At 47.3% G+C, this 21,521-nt stretch carries 20 protein-coding genes and 1 pseudogene; 11 read left to right on the top strand and 10 right to left on the bottom strand.

Annotated elements, in window-relative coordinates; genetic code table 11:
* Nucleotides 1–76 precede the first annotated feature (76 nt).
* A complete protein-coding gene (locus QUB77_RS28565) occupies nucleotides 77–1,093 on the bottom strand; it encodes an adenosine kinase (protein WP_333180075.1) in 1,017 nt (338 codons plus the stop codon).
* Nucleotides 1,094–1,245: 152 nt separating this feature from the next.
* Between QUB77_RS28565 and QUB77_RS28560 the strand changes: the two genes are divergently transcribed.
* From QUB77_RS28560 to QUB77_RS28545, 4 genes are all read left to right on the top strand, one after another.
* The gene (locus QUB77_RS28560; protein ID WP_333180073.1) at nucleotides 1,246–2,805 is read left to right on the top strand and encodes an AAA family ATPase; all 1,560 of its coding nucleotides are present in this window, start codon (nucleotides 1,246–1,248) and stop codon (nucleotides 2,803–2,805) included.
* Nucleotides 2,806–2,891: 86 nt separating this feature from the next.
* Nucleotides 2,892–3,218 carry a hypothetical protein gene (locus tag QUB77_RS28555; RefSeq protein ID WP_333180071.1) on the top strand — a complete coding sequence of 109 codons (327 nt, stop codon included), beginning with the start codon at nucleotides 2,892–2,894 and terminating at the stop codon, nucleotides 3,216–3,218.
* Nucleotides 3,219–3,399: 181 nt separating this feature from the next.
* The gene (locus QUB77_RS28550) at nucleotides 3,400–4,194 is read left to right on the top strand and encodes a YdcF family protein (protein WP_333180069.1); all 795 of its coding nucleotides are present in this window, start codon (nucleotides 3,400–3,402) and stop codon (nucleotides 4,192–4,194) included.
* A gap of 275 nt (nucleotides 4,195–4,469) precedes the next feature.
* A complete protein-coding gene (locus QUB77_RS28545; RefSeq protein WP_242722513.1) occupies nucleotides 4,470–4,703 on the top strand; it encodes a hypothetical protein in 234 nt (77 codons plus the stop codon).
* 291 nt (nucleotides 4,704–4,994) lie between these two features.
* Here the strand turns inward: QUB77_RS28545 and QUB77_RS28540 are convergent, their stop codons facing one another.
* Together QUB77_RS28540 and QUB77_RS28535 are read right to left on the bottom strand one after the other, a co-directional pair.
* Nucleotides 4,995–5,228 carry a ferredoxin-thioredoxin reductase variable chain gene (locus QUB77_RS28540; RefSeq protein WP_006635793.1) on the bottom strand — a complete coding sequence of 78 codons (234 nt, stop codon included), beginning with the start codon at nucleotides 5,226–5,228 and terminating at the stop codon, nucleotides 4,995–4,997.
* Nucleotides 5,229–5,502: 274 nt separating this feature from the next.
* Complete coding sequence (locus QUB77_RS28535) at nucleotides 5,503–8,271, bottom strand: DUF3536 domain-containing protein (RefSeq protein WP_333180066.1); 2,769 nt, start codon at nucleotides 8,269–8,271, stop codon at nucleotides 5,503–5,505.
* 514 nt (nucleotides 8,272–8,785) lie between these two features.
* Here QUB77_RS28535 and QUB77_RS28530 point away from each other — a divergent pair.
* From QUB77_RS28530 to QUB77_RS28515, 4 genes are all read left to right on the top strand, one after another.
* Nucleotides 8,786–9,037 carry a hypothetical protein gene (locus tag QUB77_RS28530; protein WP_333180063.1) on the top strand — a complete coding sequence of 84 codons (252 nt, stop codon included), beginning with the start codon at nucleotides 8,786–8,788 and terminating at the stop codon, nucleotides 9,035–9,037.
* 213 nt (nucleotides 9,038–9,250) lie between these two features.
* The gene (locus QUB77_RS28525) at nucleotides 9,251–10,189 is read left to right on the top strand and encodes a PD-(D/E)XK nuclease domain-containing protein (RefSeq protein WP_333180060.1); all 939 of its coding nucleotides are present in this window, start codon (nucleotides 9,251–9,253) and stop codon (nucleotides 10,187–10,189) included.
* Nucleotides 10,190–10,238: 49 nt separating this feature from the next.
* Nucleotides 10,239–10,742, top strand: coding sequence for a DUF4365 domain-containing protein (locus tag QUB77_RS28520; protein WP_333180057.1), 504 nt, complete (start codon nucleotides 10,239–10,241; stop codon nucleotides 10,740–10,742).
* A complete protein-coding gene (locus QUB77_RS28515) occupies nucleotides 10,739–11,281 on the top strand; it encodes a hypothetical protein (protein WP_333180055.1) in 543 nt (180 codons plus the stop codon). Before QUB77_RS28520 ends, QUB77_RS28515 begins: the two co-directional genes overlap by 4 nt.
* A gap of 27 nt (nucleotides 11,282–11,308) precedes the next feature.
* On the opposite strand, the gene QUB77_RS28510 is transcribed toward QUB77_RS28515, so the two are convergent.
* From QUB77_RS28510 to QUB77_RS28495, 4 genes are all read right to left on the bottom strand, one after another.
* Nucleotides 11,309–12,124, bottom strand: coding sequence for an alpha/beta hydrolase (locus tag QUB77_RS28510; protein WP_333180053.1), 816 nt, complete (start codon nucleotides 12,122–12,124; stop codon nucleotides 11,309–11,311).
* Nucleotides 12,125–12,156: 32 nt separating this feature from the next.
* On the bottom strand, nucleotides 12,157–13,356 hold the full coding sequence (locus QUB77_RS28505; RefSeq protein WP_333180050.1) for an FAD-dependent monooxygenase: 1,200 nt from the start codon (nucleotides 13,354–13,356) through the stop codon (nucleotides 12,157–12,159).
* A gap of 79 nt (nucleotides 13,357–13,435) precedes the next feature.
* Nucleotides 13,436–13,858 (bottom strand): VOC family protein, encoded by a 423-nt coding sequence (locus tag QUB77_RS28500; protein WP_333180047.1) that lies wholly within the window; start codon nucleotides 13,856–13,858, stop codon nucleotides 13,436–13,438.
* Between the two features lie 226 nt (nucleotides 13,859–14,084).
* The gene (locus QUB77_RS28495) at nucleotides 14,085–14,867 is read right to left on the bottom strand and encodes a class I SAM-dependent methyltransferase (protein ID WP_333180046.1); all 783 of its coding nucleotides are present in this window, start codon (nucleotides 14,865–14,867) and stop codon (nucleotides 14,085–14,087) included.
* A 209-nt stretch (nucleotides 14,868–15,076) separates the two neighbouring features.
* Between QUB77_RS28495 and QUB77_RS28490 the strand changes: the two are divergent.
* A pseudogene (locus QUB77_RS28490) lies at nucleotides 15,077–15,247 on the top strand (calcium/proton exchanger); the annotation flags it as partial.
* Here QUB77_RS28490 and QUB77_RS28485 read toward each other — a convergent pair.
* From QUB77_RS28485 to QUB77_RS28475, 3 genes are all read right to left on the bottom strand, one after another.
* Nucleotides 15,200–15,496 carry a VOC family protein gene (locus QUB77_RS28485; protein WP_333180044.1) on the bottom strand — a complete coding sequence of 99 codons (297 nt, stop codon included), beginning with the start codon at nucleotides 15,494–15,496 and terminating at the stop codon, nucleotides 15,200–15,202. The pseudogene QUB77_RS28490 and the gene QUB77_RS28485 sit on opposite strands and share 48 nt — an antisense overlap.
* Nucleotides 15,497–15,560: 64 nt before the next feature.
* A complete protein-coding gene (locus QUB77_RS28480; protein WP_333180041.1) occupies nucleotides 15,561–16,100 on the bottom strand; it encodes a GrpB family protein in 540 nt (179 codons plus the stop codon).
* An 83-nt stretch (nucleotides 16,101–16,183) separates the two neighbouring features.
* The gene (locus QUB77_RS28475; protein ID WP_333180039.1) at nucleotides 16,184–16,735 is read right to left on the bottom strand and encodes a GNAT family N-acetyltransferase; all 552 of its coding nucleotides are present in this window, start codon (nucleotides 16,733–16,735) and stop codon (nucleotides 16,184–16,186) included.
* A gap of 197 nt (nucleotides 16,736–16,932) precedes the next feature.
* Here QUB77_RS28475 and cax point away from each other — a divergent pair, with 197 nt between their 5' ends.
* Both cax and QUB77_RS28465 read left to right on the top strand, forming a co-directional pair.
* A complete protein-coding gene (gene cax, locus QUB77_RS28470; protein ID WP_333180036.1) occupies nucleotides 16,933–18,054 on the top strand; it encodes a calcium/proton exchanger in 1,122 nt (373 codons plus the stop codon).
* Nucleotides 18,055–19,170: 1,116 nt separating this feature from the next.
* Entirely contained in the window at nucleotides 19,171–21,234 is a 2,064-nt protein-coding gene (locus QUB77_RS28465; protein ID WP_333323618.1) for a serine/threonine-protein kinase, read from the top strand.
* Nucleotides 21,235–21,521: the final 287 nt, after the last annotated feature.

The raw sequence follows: 21,521 nt of genomic DNA, 5'->3' as shown, positions 1-21,521 counted from the left end.
CACTGTGGCACAATGGATCGGTTCAAAAAAGAGCGATCGCCCTTAATCCAAAAAGTGCGATCGCCCCTTTCAATTCTTAACCAGAAATCACCTCACTCAAAAGATGAGCCTGAGAACCCTCAAGCCGAGGCCCGTGAATCTGCACCACCCTAGAAGCCAAGAAATTGCCCCAGCGCGCCGCTTGTACAGAACTCAAACCGTTAGTAATTCCAAACAAAACACCGCCCGCAAAAGCATCGCCAGCACCCACAGTATCGATCGCCTTTACCGGAAATCCCGCCACATCGACAATCTGTTTGTTCTCCACCACCATGCAGCCTTTATCTCCATTAGTGATAAAAGCCAAATCCGAAATCTCGCTCATTTTCCGAGCGCACTCTTCCAAAGATTCTTCCTTAAAAAAGCTCCGAACTTCATCAGCATTGCAAAAAATTACATCGCAATATTCCGAAACCACCTTGTGAAAATCATCAGCAAAGCGATCGACTAAAAAGCCATCCGAAAAAGTAAAAGCCACCTTCACACCCAGACGCTTAGACTGTTCCATCGTCTCAATGCTAGCCTTTCTCGGATCGGGAGCATCCCAAAGATAACCCTCAACATAACTGTACTTGCAGTGACTCAGGCGATCGACATCAATATCAGTCGCAGCCAGAGTAGTAGAAACCCCCAAATTAGTACACATCGTGCGTTCCGCATCCGGCGTAGTCAGCACAACACAAGTACCCGTAGGCCCGTTCGACTCAGCAGCAGGATGCACGTTAAAATCAATCCCCGCCGCCAGCAAATCTTGCCGATAAAATTCGCCGTTAGTATCCTTAGCAACCTTCCCCGAATAATACGCTTTACCGCCGCTCTGAGCCAAACCAATCATCGTATTTGCAGCCGAACCGCCCGATCGCATTTGCAGCGAATTGTGCTCTAAATCGTGTAAAATCCCCCCCTGCGTTTCCGAATTCATCAGCGTCATCCCGCCGCGATTCAGCCCGTGGTCGAGTACAAATTCATCTTCTACCAATGCTAGGATGTCTACAAGGGCATTTCCCACGCCAAACACATCCACGGAACGGGAATCTTGATTATTTTCTGTCATCGCTGCTTTTTTTTACACTAACTATCAACTCTATAATAAATCGGATTAAAGTCAACATCCCCATTCCCAATCTAAAGTCCCCAACTTAAAATCTAAAATTCAAAATCCAAAATTCCCAATCTAAAATCTAAAATCCCAAATCTAAAATCGCTATGACTTGTCTCCCACCTCTGATTCAGCAAATGTTGCAGCCCGGGTTTTACCCTCACGGGGTGACAGAACCCGTGCAGCTAATTCAGACTCACGCTTCCTTTGTTTTGCTGACAGGAGATTATACTTACAAAATCAAGAAATCAGTCAATTTTGGCTTTTTAGACTATTCAACTTTGGAGAAAAGGCAGCATTTGTGCACCCAAGAATTGCTGCTGAATAAGCGCACGGCACCAGAAATTTATCTAGAAGTTTTGCCAATTATTCAAAGTGGGGATTCGTTTCAGTTGGGCAGCTACTTACCTGCACTAAAATCTACAGAAAATGTTGTAGAGTATGTGCTGAAGATGCGGGAGTTTCCTCAAGATTCGCTGTTGCTTAGTTTATTGGAACGCGGACTGTTAACAGAGCAACTTATGGCAGACTTAGGGCGGGAAGTTGCCAACTTTCACAGCCGGGCAATTAGTAATAGCTACATTCGCACATTTGGCGAAGTCAGTCAGATTCGCACAGCAATAGATAACAATTACCGGATTTCGCAAAAATATATCGGCAGACCGCAGAGTCAGACACAATATCAGGAAACTAAAGATTATAGTGATGCGTTTTTTGCGGAAAATCAAGAGTTATTTAACCTGCGGATTGCCAATAATAAAATTCGCGAGTGCCACGGAGATTTGCACTTGCGGAATATAGCATTCTGGCAAGATAAAATATTGCTGTTCGACTGCATTGAATTTAACGAGCCTTTCCGCTTTGTTGATGTGATGTACGATGTAGCTTTTACGGTAATGGATTTGGAATCGCGGGGGCGCAGAGACTTAGGTAATGCTTTTCTCAATACTTACACCGAACAAACAGGGGATTGGGAAGGACTGCAAGTGTTGCCTCTGTATTTGAGCCGTCAAGCTTATGTTAGAGCGAAAGTAACTTCGTTACTGTTGGACGATGCCGCTATTTCAACAGCCCAAAAATCAGAGATTTCACAGACAGCAGCTCATTACTATAAACTGGCTTGGCAATACACACAACCGCGTCGTGGAAAGTTAACTTTGATGTCGGGTTTGTCGGGTTCGGGCAAGAGTACAGCAGCTCGATATTTGGCTAGCCACACTGGGGCAATTCACATTCGCTCTGATGCGGTTCGCAAACATCTAGGGGGGATTCCTTTAAATGAACGCGGCGGGCAAGATTTATACTCGCATGAAATGACCGCGCAGACTTATGGTAGATTGTTAGAGTTGGGGATAATTCTGGCTGACCGAGGTTGGGATGTGATTTTAGATGCAAAGTTCGATCGCCAAAAATCGAGAACCGATGCAATTAATCAGGCTCAATCCCACAGCTTGCCCCTGCAAATTATTTACTGCACCGCACCAATTGAAGTCTTGCGAGAACGACTGCAACAGCGTAGGGGCGATATAGCCGACGCGACAGCCGAACTATTGAGTTCGCAGCAAGCAGCTTTTGAACCTTTTACAGAATTAGAGCAAATTTCTGTAACGATTGTAGATACCGCGCAAGAGTTAGAGGTACAATTAAACGTGATTTGTGGGGAGTAGTTGCAGAGCGATCGCCCTTGCCAATTTGATTGTCTGCTAATATTGTCAATATCTTTCTGTATTATTAAAAACAAAACTTACAGCTCATGCCAAAATTTACCGGAGACTCCAAGGGGTTTAGCCCCGCGCTGATATGGTTTGTGTTGTTTACCGTTGGGTTTCGCTTAGTAGGATGTACGCTGGTCCTGAGTCTCGGCTTGGGTGTCATCGGTGGCGTGGCAGCAGGTTTAATTGTCGCTTGGTGGCACAACGAATTACTACTCAACCCGAATATGAATTCCAAGGACAAAACCTCAGATGCTATCGTCAATAAAGAAGTAGTGCAAAGGGACGCCCATAAATATAGCAAAACCTCTAGGGGTGATGCTGCTACATTGTTTGGCTGGTTATCTGGACCAGAGGATCGTCGCTAGCACCGAAAATAGTTTTGAGTATTGAGTTGTAAGCTTTAAGTTAAAGAGTTCATAATTCACAACTCTCTACTAAAAATTAACCACTCCCGCCACTTAAATTACTAATTACAGATTAGTGACTAACGCTCGTTCATTTCCAATTACCCATTACCGCTAACGAGCAATTTGAATTACTTGCTTAATGTTTGTATTTCTCTCGAAACTCCTGCCGCTGTTTATTTATCCTTTGGGGTTGAGTTGCCTGTTAATGATGGCGGCTTTAATCACCCTTTGGAAGCGTCCGAAATGGGCGGCGGTGCCAATTGCTGCGGCTTTAATTATTTTACTCCTCGGAAGTAGCGGTTGGGTTTCAAAATTGTTAGTTCGATCGCTCGAATGGCAAAACTTATCAACCGCCGAACTCCCTCAAGCTGAAGCGATAATCGTCTTGGGTGGCGGTGTCAAAGCAGCTTTACCTCCCCGTCCTTGGGTAGAATTAGCGGAAGCGGGCGATCGAATAATCTACGGTTCCCGACTTTATCGGCAAGGCAAAGCTTCTCTGCTAATTCTCAGCGGCGGTAGAGTAGATTGGAAAGGCGGCGGGGCTCCCGAATCGGCAGACATGGCAGAAATTGCCCAAACAATGGGTGTACCGGCATCAGCAATTCTGCAAGACCCCGATTCACACAACACTTATCAAAATGCCGTCAACGTGCGGAAAATTTTAGATGCTAAAGGCATAAAAGGGCCGGTTTTGCTAGTGACATCGGCGATGCACATGACTCGATCGCTCTTAATTTTCAAGCGTCAAGGAATAAAAGCAATTCCCGCACCAACAGACTTCCAGATAACGCAGCAGGATATCGCAGCATCCCAAAACAATGGGCAAGCAGTCGCACTGGATTTATTGCCGGATACTTATCAGTTAAACCAGTCAACTAAAGCTTTAAAAGAATACATCGGCTTAATCGTTTATCGGCTGCGGGGATGGCTTTAATAGATTTTAGATTTTGGATTTTGGATTTTAGATTGAAGAATTTAAACTAATATCAAATCCGGTTGCATCCCAATTATAGGGGCGGGTTTATATAATTTGTCTATACTTATCAAATATCTGGGCGAACCCGCCTACAAAACTTCATCAGATAAAATTCCCAATCAAACGGATACGATCTAAAATCTAAAATCTAAAATCTAAAATCCAAAATTGAGTGAGTGTGCTAGCTTAAAGTCATTACAGCCCATATTAGCCACACCCGCCCCCAAACAATCATGCTGCCCCACGAGTTGCAAAACATTGCCCCAGAACCGACTCCCGCGGCCGAAATTTTTCAGAGACACCAAATTGTCCGCGAGTTTTACGATGAAATTAAGTACCGTCAAGAACTAGAACTTCACTGCCAGTGGTATTACGCTACAGCCAAGCAGCATCAGCAGGAATTGCAGAAAATGCAGGGAGATTGGAATATTTTAGGTTGGTTTAGCCGGGGACGGTCGAAAAATTAAGGGTTAAATAAAAAAGAGGGTTTGTAGTAAGGAGTTTAGCCCGGCAGATCGACTAAAAGCCACAGAAAAAACTGAACTCCTCACTACAAACTCTACAACAGTTATATGACCCGCCCCCAAAAACGGATACGTGCTTTCCCACAGGAGTTGCGATCAGCCCAAAATTTTAGACCATAGTTCAACCTTCCAGATTCATCTGTGGAGTAAATCTAAAATCTAAAATCTAAAATCTAAAATCGACTGACGGGATTTGATATTGTCTTTGGGCTCCGGCTTCAACTTTTGAGACAGCTAGACTTCCGAAGATATCAATTCGACCTCATCTTCTTTGAGATGAGCTCGAAATTTTTTGTCAAATTGTACTAGAATCGGCCAATTGGCACTGACAGGTCGGCCGTGCCATTCGTGAACGATCGCCACGACTTCTCCTTCCATACCCTTAATATCAAATGGTTGACTGCGATTTTCAGGGTGGTGGTAGACAACAACAGAGTTTTTAATGCAAACGCGATCGCCAACTTTCATAGACTTATATTTAGTGTTCTCTCTTCAAAACTCTGCAAAGCTTACGGGTGCTTAACACTTGTACGCTTTGCCGACAGTTTTCTTATCTTCCCACAAGTAGAGCGAAAACTTAAACAAAGTTGGCGGTTCCCTGTCGGTGCTTCGATCCCCAGCCACGAGCCACCTCAGCCGAAATGTCGATCCATTCTCGGTTGAACCCGCAGGCCCGATCGGCCTTTAAAGCTCGATCGGGCGGATTCTCAAGGGCGGGAATAGATGCCGGCTAATCGGGAAACTATTTACTTAACTGATTTAACCAACACTCAACATCAACGGCCAAGGTTTGACCCAACTCCAGCAACTGCCGGATCGAAGACAAGTCCCAGCCGGCGCCGGAACCTGCAATCCCCAAGGCAACGGCAGCGGCCACACTGTCGCCCGCCGAGGCATCTTGCAGTTGCAGCCAGCCCAAACACAGAGGCACAATTTGACTGTACAGAGAATCGAAATACAGTTCCTGCGATCGATCCAGACACAAACCCAGACTCAGCCGATCGCCCACCGCAATCAAACGCTCGATCGTGCGGATATCAGCTTCTAAGGTGACAGGCGAGCGATCCTCCATGCCCGATCCTGGTTGCAGCAGCGCGTCAAGCGATCGCCAAACCATCTTTTCCAAAATTTCCTTGACTTCAGGAACGTTCAACCGACAGCGGAGATGGCCGGCTTCAGTGGCGATCGCCTCAATTTCGGCCAGCAGCGGTTCCACATCCTCCGTTTCCACTTCCAGGGCCTTGGCCGCCGTCAAACAGCGGTGTCCCAAAGCCACCTCAGCAGCCACCTGCAACTCTACCGGCACCTGCAACTCGTCGCGGTGGAACGCCATCATCACCCCGTAATTTTCGCGGTAAACCTGAGTGTAAAGCTGATCCAACCGAGTCAAGTTTTCCTGACTCAGCAACTGCACGATCCGGTGGCGTTCCTCAGCAAATAAATCCCGCAAGCTAAAGGACTGATCCCCAAACAGCCGCACCATTTCCAGAATCGCGTGGGACGCCGAAGCTTCTTGCATAACTCCAAACAACCGCTCTTTGAGCATAGTGTAAGACCGGCGGCTGCCAAAAGGCTGAATGCAGCAGTGGAAGTCCCAGCCGCCGAGGTGCAGCGCAGCAAACACAAAAATCTCTGTTTCCCGCGTAATTTCCGAGGTTAACTGCAATTGGCCCACAGCCAGAGTCATCGAGCCCATGCGCTGAATTTGGAAATCTTGCTGCAGGGCCTGATAGCAGTAAACTCGCTCTTCGCGGGGAAATTTGGCAAACAGAGAACTGATCGCGTAGTGGGCGGCCACTTGTTTGAGACTAATTTGGGCTGTCACCACCAGTTGGCGGTAAACTTCTGCCCCTGTTTTAAAACAGTCAACGTTGCTGGGTACGAGGGCTAGTCGATCGACAAAATCCTTTTCTAGCTGCACGCCGGTAACTTCGCCCGCCAATTCCAGCGCCCGGGCCGCGTAGCGCAGAATTTGCACGCCTTCTGGCCGCGAGATTTCTTCAAAAAACCAGCCGCAGCTAGTGAACATTAATAGGGTGTGGCGCTGCATTTCCAGCAGTCGCAGGGCGTCCACCTGTTCGGAGGCATCGAGTTCGCGCACTTGATGGCGTTGGAGGAAACTGTCAACGTTAGCGGGCGATCGATCGCGGATAACCTCAATATATTCATCTCTGGCTTTCCAGGGATCGCACAACAGCTTGCGCCCTGCTTCTTCGTAAATCGGAATCAGCCGATCGCGCAGCCAATTGAGAGTATCCCGCAGAGGGCGACGCCATTTGAGGTGCCATCCGCCACCACCACCGCAGCCGCAATCATCTTGCCAGCGATCGACCCCGTGAGAGCAACTCCAGGCCGTCACGGGTTTGAGTTCCACTTCCCAAGCGCTCGGATTTTGACTTAAATAATGAGCAAAATTCGTCACCGTCCAGCCTCGGCGGGGAAACTCTTCTGTGAAGGCGTAAGCGAGGCATTTTTCGGTACTGTTTTTGTGGTGGCCGAAAGTTTCGCCGTCCGTCGCCACGCAGATTAATTGAGCCGGTCGGTGGTCTCCCCGTACTGCTTGACCCAACCGCCCTGCCAAGTGGTGGCTGCTGCTGAGAACGTCATTGAAGCCCATATCCCGCGAGATCGGGCCGTCGTAGAAAAAGATATCAATGTAGGGAGTGTTGGCAGGTGCGGCTGCAGAATTTTGGGAGTGCTGGCGGCCAAAATAGTGAGTGCTCAGCGGCGAGAGTTGGTCAGCCATTAACCGCATTTCTGGTTTCAAATAGCAGCGGTACGGGCGAGTCGGATCGATTTGACCGCCGCCGACTTCGTGCCATTCGGAATTTTCGGCTGGTTCTCCTCCGTGGTTTTGCCCGATTAGCGGGCGGCAGCGTTCGGCTTGGGAGGGGGCTAAGACAATGAAGCGGATGCCTTCAGCGACTAAAACTTCGAGGGTGGCGTAGTCTACGGCGGTTTCGGCGAGCCACATTCCTTCGGGATCGCGACCGAACCGGGAGCGAAAATCTGCGATCCCCCACCTAATTTGGGTGTATTTGTCTCGCTCGTTAGCCAGCGGCATGATGATGTGATTGTAGACTTGGGCGATCGCGTTGCCGTGACCGTTGAGGCGCTGACAGCTTTTGCGATCGGCCTCCAGAATCCGCTGGTAGACTTCCGCGTCGTAGCGTTCGAGCCAGCTCATCAGGGTCGGCCCGATGTTGAAGCTCATATACTCGTAGTTGTTGACGATCCCCGTGACTTCGCCGCGATCGTTGAGTATGCGGGCAAAGGCGTTCGGGCGGTAGCACTCGATGTCAATGCGTTCGTTCCAGTCGTGGGCGGGAGAGGCGCTGGCTTGGCGTTCGATCGCGTCCAGGTAAGGATTTTCCCGGGGTGGCTGGTAAAAGTGACCGTGAACCGTCACGCAGACCCCAGTTGCTGCAGCCACGGTGCTTTGGGTTGCAGCCGTTACGGTTGGCGAAGACAAAGGTAGCCGATCGGATTGAGTTGTAGAAATCGAAACCATGCGAGCAAATCCTCACTCAAGTAGTTAAAGACAATAAAACCAGCCTAATTAGAAACTGAAACCTTACGCAGCAAGAGTTACAGCTAGGCATCTGTTAGGACTAAATTTGGCTGACAAGTTTTGATACATTTGTAGTATTGCGAGCAAAGCATTCGTTCCAAGATGCCAACCGTCGATCCCTGGGTTTTTCTGCCAATGCTTTGCTGTTGAAAGACTTAAAAAAGGTAGCTTTTGCTGCTTTTTCGCACTTGCGACCCCTTTCGGGTTTGTGCTTGCAGGGCTGCTCATTGAGAGTTTGATTTACATAGCTGGATTTTAAAGTCTTATTCAGTAAATAGCAAGTTTTCGCCGGAAAGATTTAATTTTTGGCACTAAATCTTGGCGGTTGTGGATATCGGTTTAATGCCCGATCGATTTATAGAATAAGAGTTTTGCCCGAGTTTCGCATCATACTTTAGGTGCTTTTTATCTAATTTCTGGAGAAGTTAGACCAGTTGGGTTCGGGCGGGGCAGATTGGCTGCAAATGTAGTTTCCAGAAGAGTTGTAACACTGGTGCGGAGGCAAAAGGCAACAAAAAAGCAAAACGGTAAGTGTTATGTTTTAACTCCTGAGAGGTATGTGGGGGCGGAGGCGGAGGAGGAGGAGGAGGGTTTGGACGAGAAGATGCTGCATTTGACGGCGAAGTTGGAGAGGCAATTTGCCGAGAGTGCCAAGTTAGACGCGATGATTCGGGAAAATCGGCAGAGGGTGGGTTCTGGCGGATAGTTCGTCAATTGCTGAAGATTATCATGATTTTTTGCGAGAACTTAAGGCACGTATTGTGCAATATCAAGTGCGGGCCGTACTTTTTAGGCCGAGAAGCGCAATAGCGAGAATTAGAGAAAGCTTGAATCGATCGCATCCGCGATTTTTTGCTAGAGTTGAGTGTGGGATTTCCCTTAAATCAAGAAATTAATTAATGGAAGCAGAAACCTAATTATGTTAACTTCAAACAATTTTAAGAGATACCTTGCTCAGTTTAATGAACTTATAGCTGAGGGAGAGGCCATGTACAAAGCAATAAAAGTCATACCTGGAGAATTTTCTCAACCCAGATCTCCCAGTTTCGATCAACCACCTGGCATATTTGTCATCAGTTTCGATGATTCACCTATACAAGGGCCTGACAGATATGTCTTGGATGGAAATTATGATTGGGAAAAGTGGCAGACTAACTACAAGTTACTTCTAGAGCAAGTTATCCCATTAACTAGCAGTCAGCGAACCTCATTAATTGAAGTATCATCGGGCTCGAATCTTAAAACGAATTTAGAGACTCATCTGTCAAAGTTGAAGGCAGTTAAAGAAAATTACGAAAAAGGGTGGCTCATTTCTTCTCAATCTGCTTTAGGCTCCTTTAGCTTGGAAGATGTTAGCAAATTATTAACACAAGTTCCAGCGGGGCTTCGACGTTGGACATGGGAAGAAAAGCCACGCACAAAAGGCGGTACACCTCGGCAATGGTACATAGAAAATGAATATCACGTGCAAAATTTGCTATATTTTTTATTAGCTGCCGTGTTCGCCGATATCCGAGAAGAAGAATATACTAGATCGGTAGGGCCGAAAAAACCAAGAGTAGACCTAGAAATTCCCTCGCTTAAATTGGTTATTGAAATCAAGTTCTGGTATCGCAAAGACAAGCCCCAAAAAATTATTGAAGAAATTGCCGCAGATACGTCTTTATACCTAGCTCAAGGCTCCCCCCACGAACAAATAATTGCTTTTATCTGGGATGACTCTCGCAGGACAGAAGAACACGACTTATTAAAGAGTGGACTCAAAAATTTGAAGGGTATTTTTGACGTAGTTATAGTTTCTCGTCCAGGGCGTATGCCAGACAATACATCAGTAATCAATGAAGAAGATAATGAATGATTAGCTATTTGGTAAAGACCTGTTTAAAATTATCGAGGTTAAAATAAGCGTGGTTCTGAACACCCAAAAAGAGGAATTTAGCTATGCTTATGTCTATGCGGTAACAGCCGCGGCAAGCTACTCATTCCAAATAGCCCCGCGTCCCTTAGATGCAGAAGGAGTTGACGTAATTATTACAGGTTTGGGACCATCACAATCAACGCGCCGCCCTCGCCTAGATGTCCAAATAAAATGCACCTCCAGAAAATTACTAGATAATGAAATTATCCGATATCCCCTAGAAGTTAAAAACTATGAAGAATTAAGGCTAGAAAACCCTTTCGTCCCCCGCATTCTGATTATCGTTTTAGTACCCGAAAGCCAAGAGGATTGGTTGCGCCAATCTCAACAAGAACTCTCCCTGCGCTATTGTGGCTACTGGGCATCATTGCGAGGGCTACCGCCCACCCAAAATCAAAACACTGTCACTGTTCAAATACTCATACAAAACATTTTCAACACAGACGCTTTAAAAACTCTCATGCAGCGCATTGAATCAGGAGAACTCCTATGATAGTAACAGTCCGCGACCCCGATATTCTCAAAACCTTAGAACCGCCTCAAGTCGCTGCTTATTTACAAAAGCACGGATGGCACGAACAAAGCCGAGACAGTGACAAATCATCCATCTGGACTCGCAAGAATGAAGCAGGCGAAGAGTACGAAATTTTCTTAGCTCTCAAACCAGAATTCAGCGGTTTTGCTCTGCGGATGTACGAAGTCATGGAAACCCTAGAAATTGTCGAAAATCGCTCTCAAATTGAAATATTAGCAGACTTGATCACCTCACTCCCCAATATGACCTTCCAGGGAATTGTCATGCAAATTTACACCCCCAACACCGACAAATTAAGTGGCGAAATAACCTTAATAGGCGTCATTGCTGACAAATTGCGGAAAATTCAAACTTCACTTGCAGACAAAGATTATATCCTGGCGATTAAAGCTTATCAAGAACGCTTACCGATTCTCTGTAGCGGTGACTTAATCAAAGACAACAATGCCTTCATCCTCAAAAACCCCCACAACTTAACTCTCGATGAATTGCGGTAAGACTAACAGATTTTGTCGAAATCTATATTAAACACCTTCCAAACAAATATCAAGTTCCCTAGCAAAAGTCTCTGGCGCATCCAGCATCAGCCAGTGTCCGGTATCGGCGATCGTAGTTGCGGTAAGTGTGGGACGGAGGATGTGGAGGCTGAACGGAAAAGTGTTTGAGGGAGCAATAATTGCGTGGGCCCGTGTTCCAGGGGCTGCTAGGTAGCGATCGAGAGCATCAACAGCGTCAAAGGCAAACATCGCGCGATACATTCCACACAGACAATCCTGTGGAGTCGCCGCCAACCAAGCGAGAATCCGATCGCGCGTTTGGGCCGTGCTTCCTGTCAGCGCCTCATTGAAGCTGGTTTCCACAGCAGCCCGCCAATCCTCCGTCTCCAGAACCCTCTGGAAGGGAACGATGCGTTCCTCGCGCACATCTGCAGACACCTTGGTAAAATCTCCAGGTGGATCTGCCAGGATCAACTGCGCGATGCGGTGCGGTGCGCTGGCTGCTGTGGCGAGGGCAATACAAGCACCCAAACTGTGCCCGACGATCGCCACTCGATCGAGTCCCAGCCCATCCAGTACCGCCAAAACATCCGCTGCACAGGAGGCGGGCGCATAGTTGCCGTCCTCCGGCGGTGCAGAATCGCCGTGTCCCCGCATATCAAGGGCGATCGCGCGTCGGGTACGGGCGACACGGGCAAGCTGCGCCTCCCAGATGTTCGCCGACACCGCCATACCGTGCACGAACATCACCGGCAGCAGTTCCGACTCCCCAGCGGTGACAGGGGGGCTGGCTTCGATGATGTGAATAGTGCCGATCGGTCCTTTGATAGTTGTCGATCGCATAAAATCTTCTCCTAATTGTGACTTTCCTCTTTTCACACCACCAATTTTACCTCTGTTACTCCTTGCCGCAATTCATACTGTCCTTTCACCCAAAATTGTTTAATTTTTCCACCCAAAAACGGAGCAGCTTGCATCATCAACAAACGCAATAATCCATTTTTTCGCAGTTGTTCGCCTTTCCACGCTTCTTGTGCTTGAAGTTGTTGGGCGCGAATAATTTCGGGTTCGCGTTCTGCCTGAATCCGCGATAATCCTAAGTCAATATCCTCGCAATTAGCCCCTGCTTTCAATAAAGGTACAAGGTGATTGGCGGCAACAATTACATCGCGCAAAGCCATGTTAATTCCTTGAGCGCGAACCGGAGACATGGGATGTGCAGCATCCCCCAAAAGTATGATTCCCGATCGATGCCAGCGCGGACAGCGACCAACCACAACAGATAATCGCATCGGAGATTCGATCGTATCGGCACAGTTGCGGAAATGTTCTGCCATCCACGCAGGAGATAGCGATGCGAAAGTTTCTGCCCAGTCTGTGTGTTTCCGATCGGTTTTGTCATCGGCAGATAGCACCCAAGCCAGATGAAGTTTTCCTGATTCTGCCCCATGAAACACACTAAATCCGCTACCGCCATTCAGGATTGAATAAAATACATTATCCGCCACAAACCGAGGATGAGCGGCCAGTTTAAACCACAGAACATCTATACTATTCTGCTGTTTTACTAACTCTAATTCTGCACGTTGTCGTACAACCGAGTTTCTACCATCTGTACCAATCACAAGTACAGCAGGAATCTCTCGCCCATCTCCTAGCTTTACACCGGCAATGCGATCGTTGCTGTACAGTAAATCTTTTACGGGAACACCTGAGATAAATTCAAACTCTGGATGCAACTGAGCTTCTGAAATTAGTGTTTCTAGCAAAGGCGGTTGCGATACCAGCGTACAAGGTCGATTTGACCCCATTGGCTCATCAACTCGAAATAGTTGCCGATCGCCCACAACGAACTCCCAGGCATCAATTTGTCGGTGTGGAACACCTTCTAGCATAGTGGATAAGCCCATTTGGGCGATCGCATCCAATCCGCTGGGCATTAACCCTTCACCGCGAAACACTCGGTAGGCATCTTTTGCCGCCTCAACCAAGGTAACAGGAATACCTCGTTTCACCAGCAGTAAGGCAAGTGCCGCACCAGTTGGCCCCGATCCCACAATTACAACTTGCATCATTGCCATTCCCAATTGCTTTTTAATGTATTTCCCCGCTTAATTTCCATCCTAAGAGATAAAGCACTGCCGCAGCTCTTCATCAAGTAGCTTTCTCCACTGTAAATCCGATTTCTTGCCCGTAGGATAGTTCCAGCGTGTGACCGTCCGGGTCTCGCAAAAAAGCCCAGTAGCCGATCGGATATCCAGAATCTTTCGGTTCTTCAAGCAATACGCCTTCTTGACGTGCTTTGTCGCAGAGTTCGTCCATGTATTCGCGGCTTTTGCAGCCAACTCCCAGGTGTGCCAAGGGAGACAGAACGGGATGTACGGAGTTTGTTTGAATTAGCACAATTACAAAAGGGCGAGTGCGGTCAGAAAGCCAGGCCACAGCAACACCTGCTTCTGCATCGATGCGGCGGTGAACGACCTGCATTCCAGCATACTTGGAGTAGAATTCAATACTGCGATCGACATCGGCAACTGGAAGCGCGATGTGAGTGAGTCCAATATCATTATTTGGCATAATAATTAGGTTTTATCCCGCGATTGAGAGCGACAGTTTTGCTGTTAACACGATTATTTACAAGCTTTTCAACAAGTTTTTTTAGCTTCAAACGATCACACCTTACCAGCAATTTTCCCAAATAAGCTTCCCCAAAAGGACTGAGGTATAACGTTCCTCTCCATCGGTGGCAAGTAACCTCGAAGGCTCAACAGGTAACTTTTGGAGAGCGGGTGCATAGGGTTGGTTATGCGACTGTGCTATAAATAAAACGATAACCCACGTCGTAGTGTTTTTGCTGGCGTAGCTGTCCGTACTCTCGATCCCACACACCCCTGTCTAAATCTTCCCGCAAGCGTAATAAACCGTCATCGATTTCATCAGTATCAATCTTGGCAAATGAAGAAATATTATTGCGAATGCCGAGATCGAGGTAAAGCTCTGGTCTTGCCCAACCAACAGCAGCAAATGAATCTAACAAGTCATGCGGTAACGCAAAAGGAATTACGTTAACTACGCGATCTGTAACAGCCTGAATCTCATTCGTTAACTGTGAAATTGGTAAAACTGTAGATTCAACGTCTCCGATCAATGAGGGAAAGTAATTAGTTAACCAAAAACCAGAAATCATTTCTGGATCGTAGGTGAAAATAACAATCTGTCCGCTACCTACAACCCTATGAACTTCGCGCCAAGCTTGCCGATAATCTTGAAAATGGTGAAAAGCAAGCATGATAATGGCTGCATCTGCTGCTCGATCGTGTAAAGGCAAATTTTCAGCATACGCATCAATCCACTCGATTGCAGGATGAGCGATCGCCTGACTCCGCATCATAGCTGACGGCTCAACAGCAAAAACATGATACCCGTGTTCCGCTAGCACAAGCGAGTAAGAACCTGTGCCAGCACCGATATCTGCAATGCTAGAAGCCGGAGAACATCCCAGAATCTCTAGCAGTTTGGCAGCAATGCGCGGATCGCTTCTTCTCGTTTGGGCGTAGGTTTTTCCAATTGTGTTGTAAAGTGCCATTCTGTCTTCTCAATTCGATAATTAATCCGTGTATCCTTTCGACGCCAAACTCGAATATACTACGCTCGTTATCCGAGTTTGGCGTCGAAGTCAAAATCCGTGTTCTGACTTCTGTTATGGCTTGTTGTTGAACAGCTAGTCTTTCCCTCCCCCTTTTTTTGATTTTCCCGCAGGCTATGATTGACGGTTGGCAGCTTTTGAGAATTTAAATGCTAAACACAAATACAATAATTTCCAGTCTGCTGTTATTTATCCCGGTTTCCATCGCCGGACACTTTCTCGGCTGGGAATCCTCCACAATCTTCATCACCTCGGCTTTAGCCATCGTCCCCCTAGCCGCCTGGATGGGCACGGCCACCGAAGAAATCGCCGTCGTCCTCATATTCGCGGCTTTTGCAACCTACTCCGAGGTGTGCAAAGGGAGACAGAACGGGATGTACCCAGTCTGTCTGAATTAGCACAATTACAAAAGGGCGAGTGCGGTCAGAAAGCCAGACCACAGCAACACCTGCTTTGGCATCAATGCGGCGGTGAACGACCTGCATTCCAGCATACTTGGAGTAGAATTCAATACTGCTATCGACATCGGAAACGGGCAGTGCGATGTGTGTGAGACCGATATCAATCATATGTTATGTTGCTCCAGTCATATTAGGCTTAATATCAATAATTGCCCCTTCCAATATCATAATTTTAATTAGATGATCGCCACTTTGCCGCTTTCAGATCCATTGCTTTAATGAACCCATCTTTTCCGTCCATGTACCCCTGAATATTATCATGGTATTTGTTTGCGAGTTCTCGTTTGAGTTCGCTGTATTGCTGCGCGTTTTCAGGATGGTAAATCATATAATCTCGAAACGCTAAGTGGCGCTCTATTTGCGGTGAAGCCACTTCAAATGTGTGAATGTGGTGTGTTCTAATCCCTGCTTCATTACCCTTGCGAAACAAACGACGACCCGATATCCCAAGCTCACCCATTGCTTCATAGCCTAAAGCCTCCATTGCTGAAGTCTGTGTATCGACTTTCGTAATATCTTTAACCTCAACTAACACATCAATAATCGGCTTTGCATGAATTTGTGGAATGGCTGTGCTACCAATGTGATGTATCGCAACCACATTTTCGGTAAGTGCAAGGGCCATCAGTTTCGACTCAGTTTCAAAAGCGCAGCGCCAATTTGGATCGTGCGGGACGACTTCTACTTTGAAAAAATCTAGTTTTCTTGACATCGCTGATAATTATTTGCTTTTTTTGTCATCTCATTGATTTACGATCGCATTTAACCGAAAGTGATTTTATTATGCCTCATTTTTTACGGGCTGCGCCTAAAGCTCTTAAACATACGGACAACGGGGAGGAACTGACTGTTTGGGAGAGGAATTTCAAACCGCTCGATCGCCCGATAGCCAAATTTTGTGTAAAATGGCTCTCCCGCCAGCGTCGCAATCATCTCAACTTCCTTAAATCCAGCACGCTCAGCAGCCAGTTCACATACTCGCATAATCTCACTTCCAATTCCTCGACGTGCCCATGCTGCATGAATAAAGAATGCACGAATCTTTGCCGAGTCGCTATCTGGGTTGAGCAGGCCCTCTTCTGGATTATTTTTGCCTGAATCACCTCCATAAAGCGTTTTACGCTTACTCCAACCACCGCAACCAACAATAGTTTGGTTATTGTTCTCAGCAACAAAGTATGTTTGGTCTTGAATCAGTTGACTGTCAACCCCAAAGACTGTGCCCAGTGCGCCTTCAATCTGCTCTGAAGTATAGTAGCCTACTTGCAAAGCTCTAGCAGAATCAGGAATTAAAGTTGTCAGCTTAGGAATGTCTTCTAAAGAAGCTAATCGAATACAAAAATCCATTGAACGGATCGGCTAAACAAATCGCTTTCTTAGTTTGTCACATCGGTCAAAGCGGCAATGCAGCGATCGCGCGTAAGCGTTGCCCTCGCAGAGGATCGCCCACCCCCAGCTTGAAGCCAACATCATATCGAAGCCTCCCCCTTTGTTAAACGTTGTGGCAGGTTATGATTGACGGTTGGCAGCTTTTGAGAATCTAAATGCTAAACACGAATACAATAATTTCCAGCTTGCTGTTATTTATCCCGGTTTCCATCGCCGGACACTTTCTCGGCTGGGAATCCTCCACAATCTTCGTCACCTCGGCTTTAGCCATCATCCCCCTAGCCGCGTGGATGGGTACGGCTACTGAAGAAATCGCCGTCGTCCTCGGCGCCAACTTGGGGGGTTTGCTGAACGCTACCTTCGGAAATGCTACGGAACTGATTATCGGCATCGTCGCCCTTAACGCCGGACTAATAGATGTTGTCAAGGCCAGCATCACCGGTTCAATTATGAGCAACCTGCTGCTGGTGATGGGATTGGCGATGCTGCTGGGCGGCTTGCGCTACAAAGAACAAGATTTTCAGCCGACAGTCGCCCGGTTGAATGCTTCAGCGATGAACTTAGCTGTGATTGCCATTTTGGTGCCAACTGCAGTTAATGCCACCTCTATTGGCATCCCTCCCGAAACTATGCAGAACCTCTCTAGCGCTGTTGCTGTAGTGCTGATTGTCGTCTACGTGCTGACGCTGCTGTTTTCGATGAAAACCCACAGTTATCTCTACGATGCAGGGGTGGCAGAAATAGAAATGCTTGAAGAATTAGCCGAAAGTAACTTAGCACCAGACAGTCCAGACCACAAAGTCAATCTGCCACTGTGGATTTCGGTGCTATTGGCCTGTACCCTGATGGTAGCTGTGGAGTCAGAACTGTTGGTGGGTACTCTCGAAGAAGCGACAGCGCGTTTGGGACTGACATCACTATTTACCGGGGTGATTTTAGTGCCGATTATTGGCAATGCTGCCGAACATACGACGGCGGTGACGGTGGCGATGAAAAATAAAATGGATTTGTCGGTTTCTGTGGCCGTGGGTTCGAGTTTGCAAATTGCTTTGTTTGTTGCCCCGGTGTTGGTTTTGGCAGGTTTTGTCTTGGGCAAACCGATGGACTTGAACTTCAACCCGTTTGAACTTGTAGCGGTTGCGGTGTCGGTGCTGATCGCCAATTCTATCAGTTCTGACGGCAATTCTAACTGGCTAGAAGGTACTTTGCTGTTGGCAGCTTATACGGTTTTGGCGCTGGCGTTCTACTTCCACCCGGTAATTGAGGGACTTGTTTAAAAGGCTTTCTTCTGCTGAAGGAAGAGGGAAGAGGGAATCAGGAAGAAGGCAGATTTTTTCACTCCCTCACTCTTCCACTCCCCTACTCTCACTTCTTTCTTCGAGAGTGGTGGTGGCGATCGTACAATTGAAATGTGGCTGCTCTCTCGTTATTAGTTCTGGTGTGTTTGTACATTATGTGCTCTCATCAGGGATTTGTGACCTCGATCGGTTATGACAAAAAACAAAACCTTTGGTCTCAACCCGATCGTTAGATCGCAGTGCCCCCGGTTATAAAAAAACACGGGATGCTGAAGTCAAGCGAGACTAAAACCTCTCTTGACTTCAGAGACGCTGCCAGATTTAAATCAAGGGTACTCATGAGTCTTTTACTAGGTGTGCTACGATCGTCATAAGTTGAAAATTGAGTTGGACTTGCATAGCCAAAAAGTTCACCAAAGTTAGTCATACTTAACTTGACTGATTAACATTCTGGGCGGTATGATTAAATCAATGCCGAAAAAAAGGCTTAATGATCTGGGAGAGTAAACCGAGCGTTCAAGTCAAAACTGACCAGCCTGTCACAAGGTCGAACGGGAACCCGCGTTTCGTTAAATTGGTTGAAAATACTGGATGACTCATGGCTAAAAGCTTCAACTAAAATTAATTCAATTAGGGTGGGCTACATCCGAATTAACGCCTGTGGACAAGAAAGAGCCGACTCTCTTGGGTGAAGCAGGAAACAGACCCTTCAGGAGTAATTCTGATTGAATGGCGAGGCTTAAATAAGTTTAGCCAAGTTTTGTGTAGCAGTAAACGACGGTCGATTTAAAACTCACCAGCCTATAAAAAGGTCGAACGGGGTACCACGATTCGTTAAATTGGTTGAAAAAAATGGTTAAACAATGGCTAAAAGCTTCCCAAATAATAAATAGTTGTACAGACTGCAAAAATAGGGTGCTGCTCCACCCGAATTAACGCCTGTGGACAAGTAAGAGCCGACTCTCTTGGCAGAAGCAGGAATCAGACCCTCTAGAAAATACTTCTAGTTGAATGGTGAAGCTTAGATAAGTTTAGCCAAGTTTTGTATAGCAGTGTCAAAGTAAAACTTGATAGAGCAACCTCAATCAGGGTTATGTGGCTTCTGTGAGTTATTGCCTCAATCCCAAATGCCCGAATCCCTCCGATCCAGCCAACACTGGCAAATCCGTGTGTATCCACTGCGGGTCTGAACTTTTGTTGCAAGGTCGATATCGGCTAGTCGCGCCTCTCGGAGGCGGCGGCTTTGGCAGAACATTTGAAGTGGACGACAACGGCGCCCGAAGAGTGCTCAAAGTCCTGCTCAAAGAACATCCCAAAGCTGTAGAACTGTTTAAGCAAGAAGCCGACGTATTGGTCAGGCTCAGACATCCAGGTATTCCAAAAGTCGATCGCGACGGTTATTTTACATTTACGCCAGCTCACAGCACAGAGTCTTTTCACTGTCTGGTGATGGAGAAAATTGCTGGGGCAAATTTGCAAGATTGGCTGAAACACCGGGGCCGCCCGATTAGTCAAGAACAAGCTGTCAACTGGCTCAAACAACTGTCGGAAATTTTAGACCAAGTTCACCGCCTCAACTATTTCCATCGGGATATCAAGCCGCACAATATTATGTGCAAGCCAAACGGGCAGTTAGTGCTGATTGACTTCGGGACTGCTCGGGAAGTGTCGGCGACTTATTTCGCTAAGGTGGGCCAGGGGCAAAATGTGACTGGTATTGTTTCCCCGGGCTACACGCCGCCGGAACAAACTAATGGCAAGGCTGTTCCGCAGTCAGATTTTTTTGCTCTGGGGCGCACTTTTGTTTATTTGCTGACTGGAAAGCCGCCGACTGCGTTTCCAGAGAACCCGCGCACGGGTAGATTAATGTGGCGCAAAGGAGCGCCTCAAGTTTCCGACGCCGTGGCTAATGTAATCGATTATCTGATGGCGCCTTTTCCGGGAAATAGACCTCAAAGTCCGCAGATGGTTTTGCAGTGCTTGGAGGAAATTAATCTCGATGGCGCGGAAAGTCAGTTGCCGACTCAGTTGCCGACGACGGGGCAAACTAAAATTCGCGCAACTTCCGGGCCGTCTGGGGCGAAGAAGCAGAGTTCCTTAAACCGCCTCAGACCTCTGAATTCGGGATTGAACAAGACCGAGAAAGACGTTTTTGATTGGAAAAAGAAGTTGCTGGCGGGCACGGCTGTTTTGATGGTGAGTATTGGCGCGTCTCAAATTTACGGTTCGCTGCGTTACGGGGTGTTTCCGGCAAACCCAGTGTGGCTGCTTTCTACTTTACCTAGCAGTCAGTTTTTGCAAAAAAGTTTGGATAATAAAGGGAATGTAAATGCGATCGCCCTGTCGCCTGACGGTCAAACTTTGGTCAGCGCAAGCTTTGGGACGATTAGAATTTGGAATCTGAGGACGGGAGTGGTGCGGCCTCTCTATTCAGTGCATTCTAAAAAATCGGTCAACACGCTAGCGGTGAGCCCGGACAACTCGATTTTGGCCAGTGGGGGCGACGACAATAATGTAATTCTCTGGGATTTGAAGACCGGGCGGCGGATGCGGACGATTGCCGCTCACAAAGCCGCCGTCAACATGATCGCTTTTAGCGCGGACGGTAAAACTCTCGCTAGCGGCAGCAATGACAAAACTGTTCGCTTGTGGAATGTCAGAACCGGCAGCAGGTTGCGGACTTTGAGCGGCCACGCCGGAGGAGTAAACGCCATCGCTTTGAGCCGGGACGGTAAAACTCTCGCTAGCGGCAGCCAGGACAAGACTGTGCGTTTGTGGAATCTCGGTACCGGAGAAGTCAGAAGAATTATCACAGGTCACGGGGGCCCGGTTAATGCTGTGGCTTTTAGCCCGAACGGGCAAATTGTAGCTAGTGCTAGCACCGACAAGATCCGTTTGTCCAACGTGCAAGACGGGAAGCGCACCCGCATTTTTAAAGGGCATTCGAGCCCGGTGAGGACGATCGCCTTTAGCCCGGACAGTCGCACTTTGATCAGCGGGGGCGGAGATATTATAGTTTGGGATTTGAAGACGGGAAAAGAAAGAAGCACTCTTTCTGGTCACAGTCAGTTTGTGAGTTCTATTGCTATTGCTAGAGATAGCAAGACTTTTGTGAGCGGCAGTCCCGATCGCACTATTAAGATTTGGCGAATGCCATAGTCCTACTATTTTAGATTTTAGATTTTAGATTTTAGATTGAAGAGTCGAGGCGATCGAGAAATCCCATCCCGACTCCGACGTGGAAGTCTGGGCATTGCCCGTCCTACAACTGTTACTTGCCGCCGCAATTGGCAAAAGTTGAAAACAGGTTAAATTCTGTAACTCTCCACGCTTGCCATGTCTGCGCGCCCGCAAAAAGACTGTACCTAGTTAGGGCTTGCTGAATCAGTGAGAAAAGTAAACAGTGTATGGGTTTTCCGACCAAAAAAGTAGTAAGGGTGCAAGAA

Origin of the sequence: Microcoleus sp. AT9b-C3 (assembly GCF_036705485.1) — a bacterium.
In the GTDB taxonomy this organism is placed as follows: domain Bacteria; phylum Cyanobacteriota; class Cyanobacteriia; order Cyanobacteriales; family Microcoleaceae; genus Microcoleus.
The sequence above is the reverse complement of the archived record's forward strand: the minus strand, read 5'-3'. Positions and strand labels throughout refer to the sequence as shown.

Bases quoted from the DNA above. Each gene is read 5' to 3' on its own strand.
- QUB77_RS28535 (WP_333180066.1), bottom strand. From the start codon at position 8,271: ATGGTTTCGATTTCTACAACTCAATCCGATCGGCTACCTTTGTCTTCG.
- QUB77_RS28475 (WP_333180039.1), bottom strand. From the start codon at position 16,735: ATGGATTTTTGTATTCGATTAGCTTCTTTAGAAGACATTCCTAAGCTG.
- QUB77_RS28500 (WP_333180047.1), bottom strand. From the start codon at position 13,858: ATGCCAAATAATGATATTGGACTCACTCACATCGCGCTTCCAGTTGCC.
- QUB77_RS28550 (WP_333180069.1), top strand. From the start codon at position 3,400: ATGTTTGTATTTCTCTCGAAACTCCTGCCGCTGTTTATTTATCCTTTG.
- cax (WP_333180036.1), top strand. From the start codon at position 16,933: ATGCTAAACACGAATACAATAATTTCCAGCTTGCTGTTATTTATCCCG.
- QUB77_RS28495 (WP_333180046.1), bottom strand. From the start codon at position 14,867: ATGGCACTTTACAACACAATTGGAAAAACCTACGCCCAAACGAGAAGA.
- QUB77_RS28480 (WP_333180041.1), bottom strand. From the start codon at position 16,100: ATGTCAAGAAAACTAGATTTTTTCAAAGTAGAAGTCGTCCCGCACGAT.
- QUB77_RS28485 (WP_333180044.1), bottom strand. From the start codon at position 15,496: ATGATTGATATCGGTCTCACACACATCGCACTGCCCGTTTCCGATGTC.
- QUB77_RS28555 (WP_333180071.1), top strand. From the start codon at position 2,892: ATGCCAAAATTTACCGGAGACTCCAAGGGGTTTAGCCCCGCGCTGATA.
- QUB77_RS28545 (WP_242722513.1), top strand. From the start codon at position 4,470: ATGCTGCCCCACGAGTTGCAAAACATTGCCCCAGAACCGACTCCCGCG.
- QUB77_RS28525 (WP_333180060.1), top strand. From the start codon at position 9,251: ATGTTAACTTCAAACAATTTTAAGAGATACCTTGCTCAGTTTAATGAA.
- QUB77_RS28540 (WP_006635793.1), bottom strand. From the start codon at position 5,228: ATGAAAGTTGGCGATCGCGTTTGCATTAAAAACTCTGTTGTTGTCTAC.
- QUB77_RS28560 (WP_333180073.1), top strand. From the start codon at position 1,246: ATGACTTGTCTCCCACCTCTGATTCAGCAAATGTTGCAGCCCGGGTTT.
- QUB77_RS28505 (WP_333180050.1), bottom strand. From the start codon at position 13,356: ATGATGCAAGTTGTAATTGTGGGATCGGGGCCAACTGGTGCGGCACTT.
- QUB77_RS28510 (WP_333180053.1), bottom strand. From the start codon at position 12,124: ATGCGATCGACAACTATCAAAGGACCGATCGGCACTATTCACATCATC.
- QUB77_RS28515 (WP_333180055.1), top strand. From the start codon at position 10,739: ATGATAGTAACAGTCCGCGACCCCGATATTCTCAAAACCTTAGAACCG.
- QUB77_RS28565 (WP_333180075.1), bottom strand. From the start codon at position 1,093: ATGACAGAAAATAATCAAGATTCCCGTTCCGTGGATGTGTTTGGCGTG.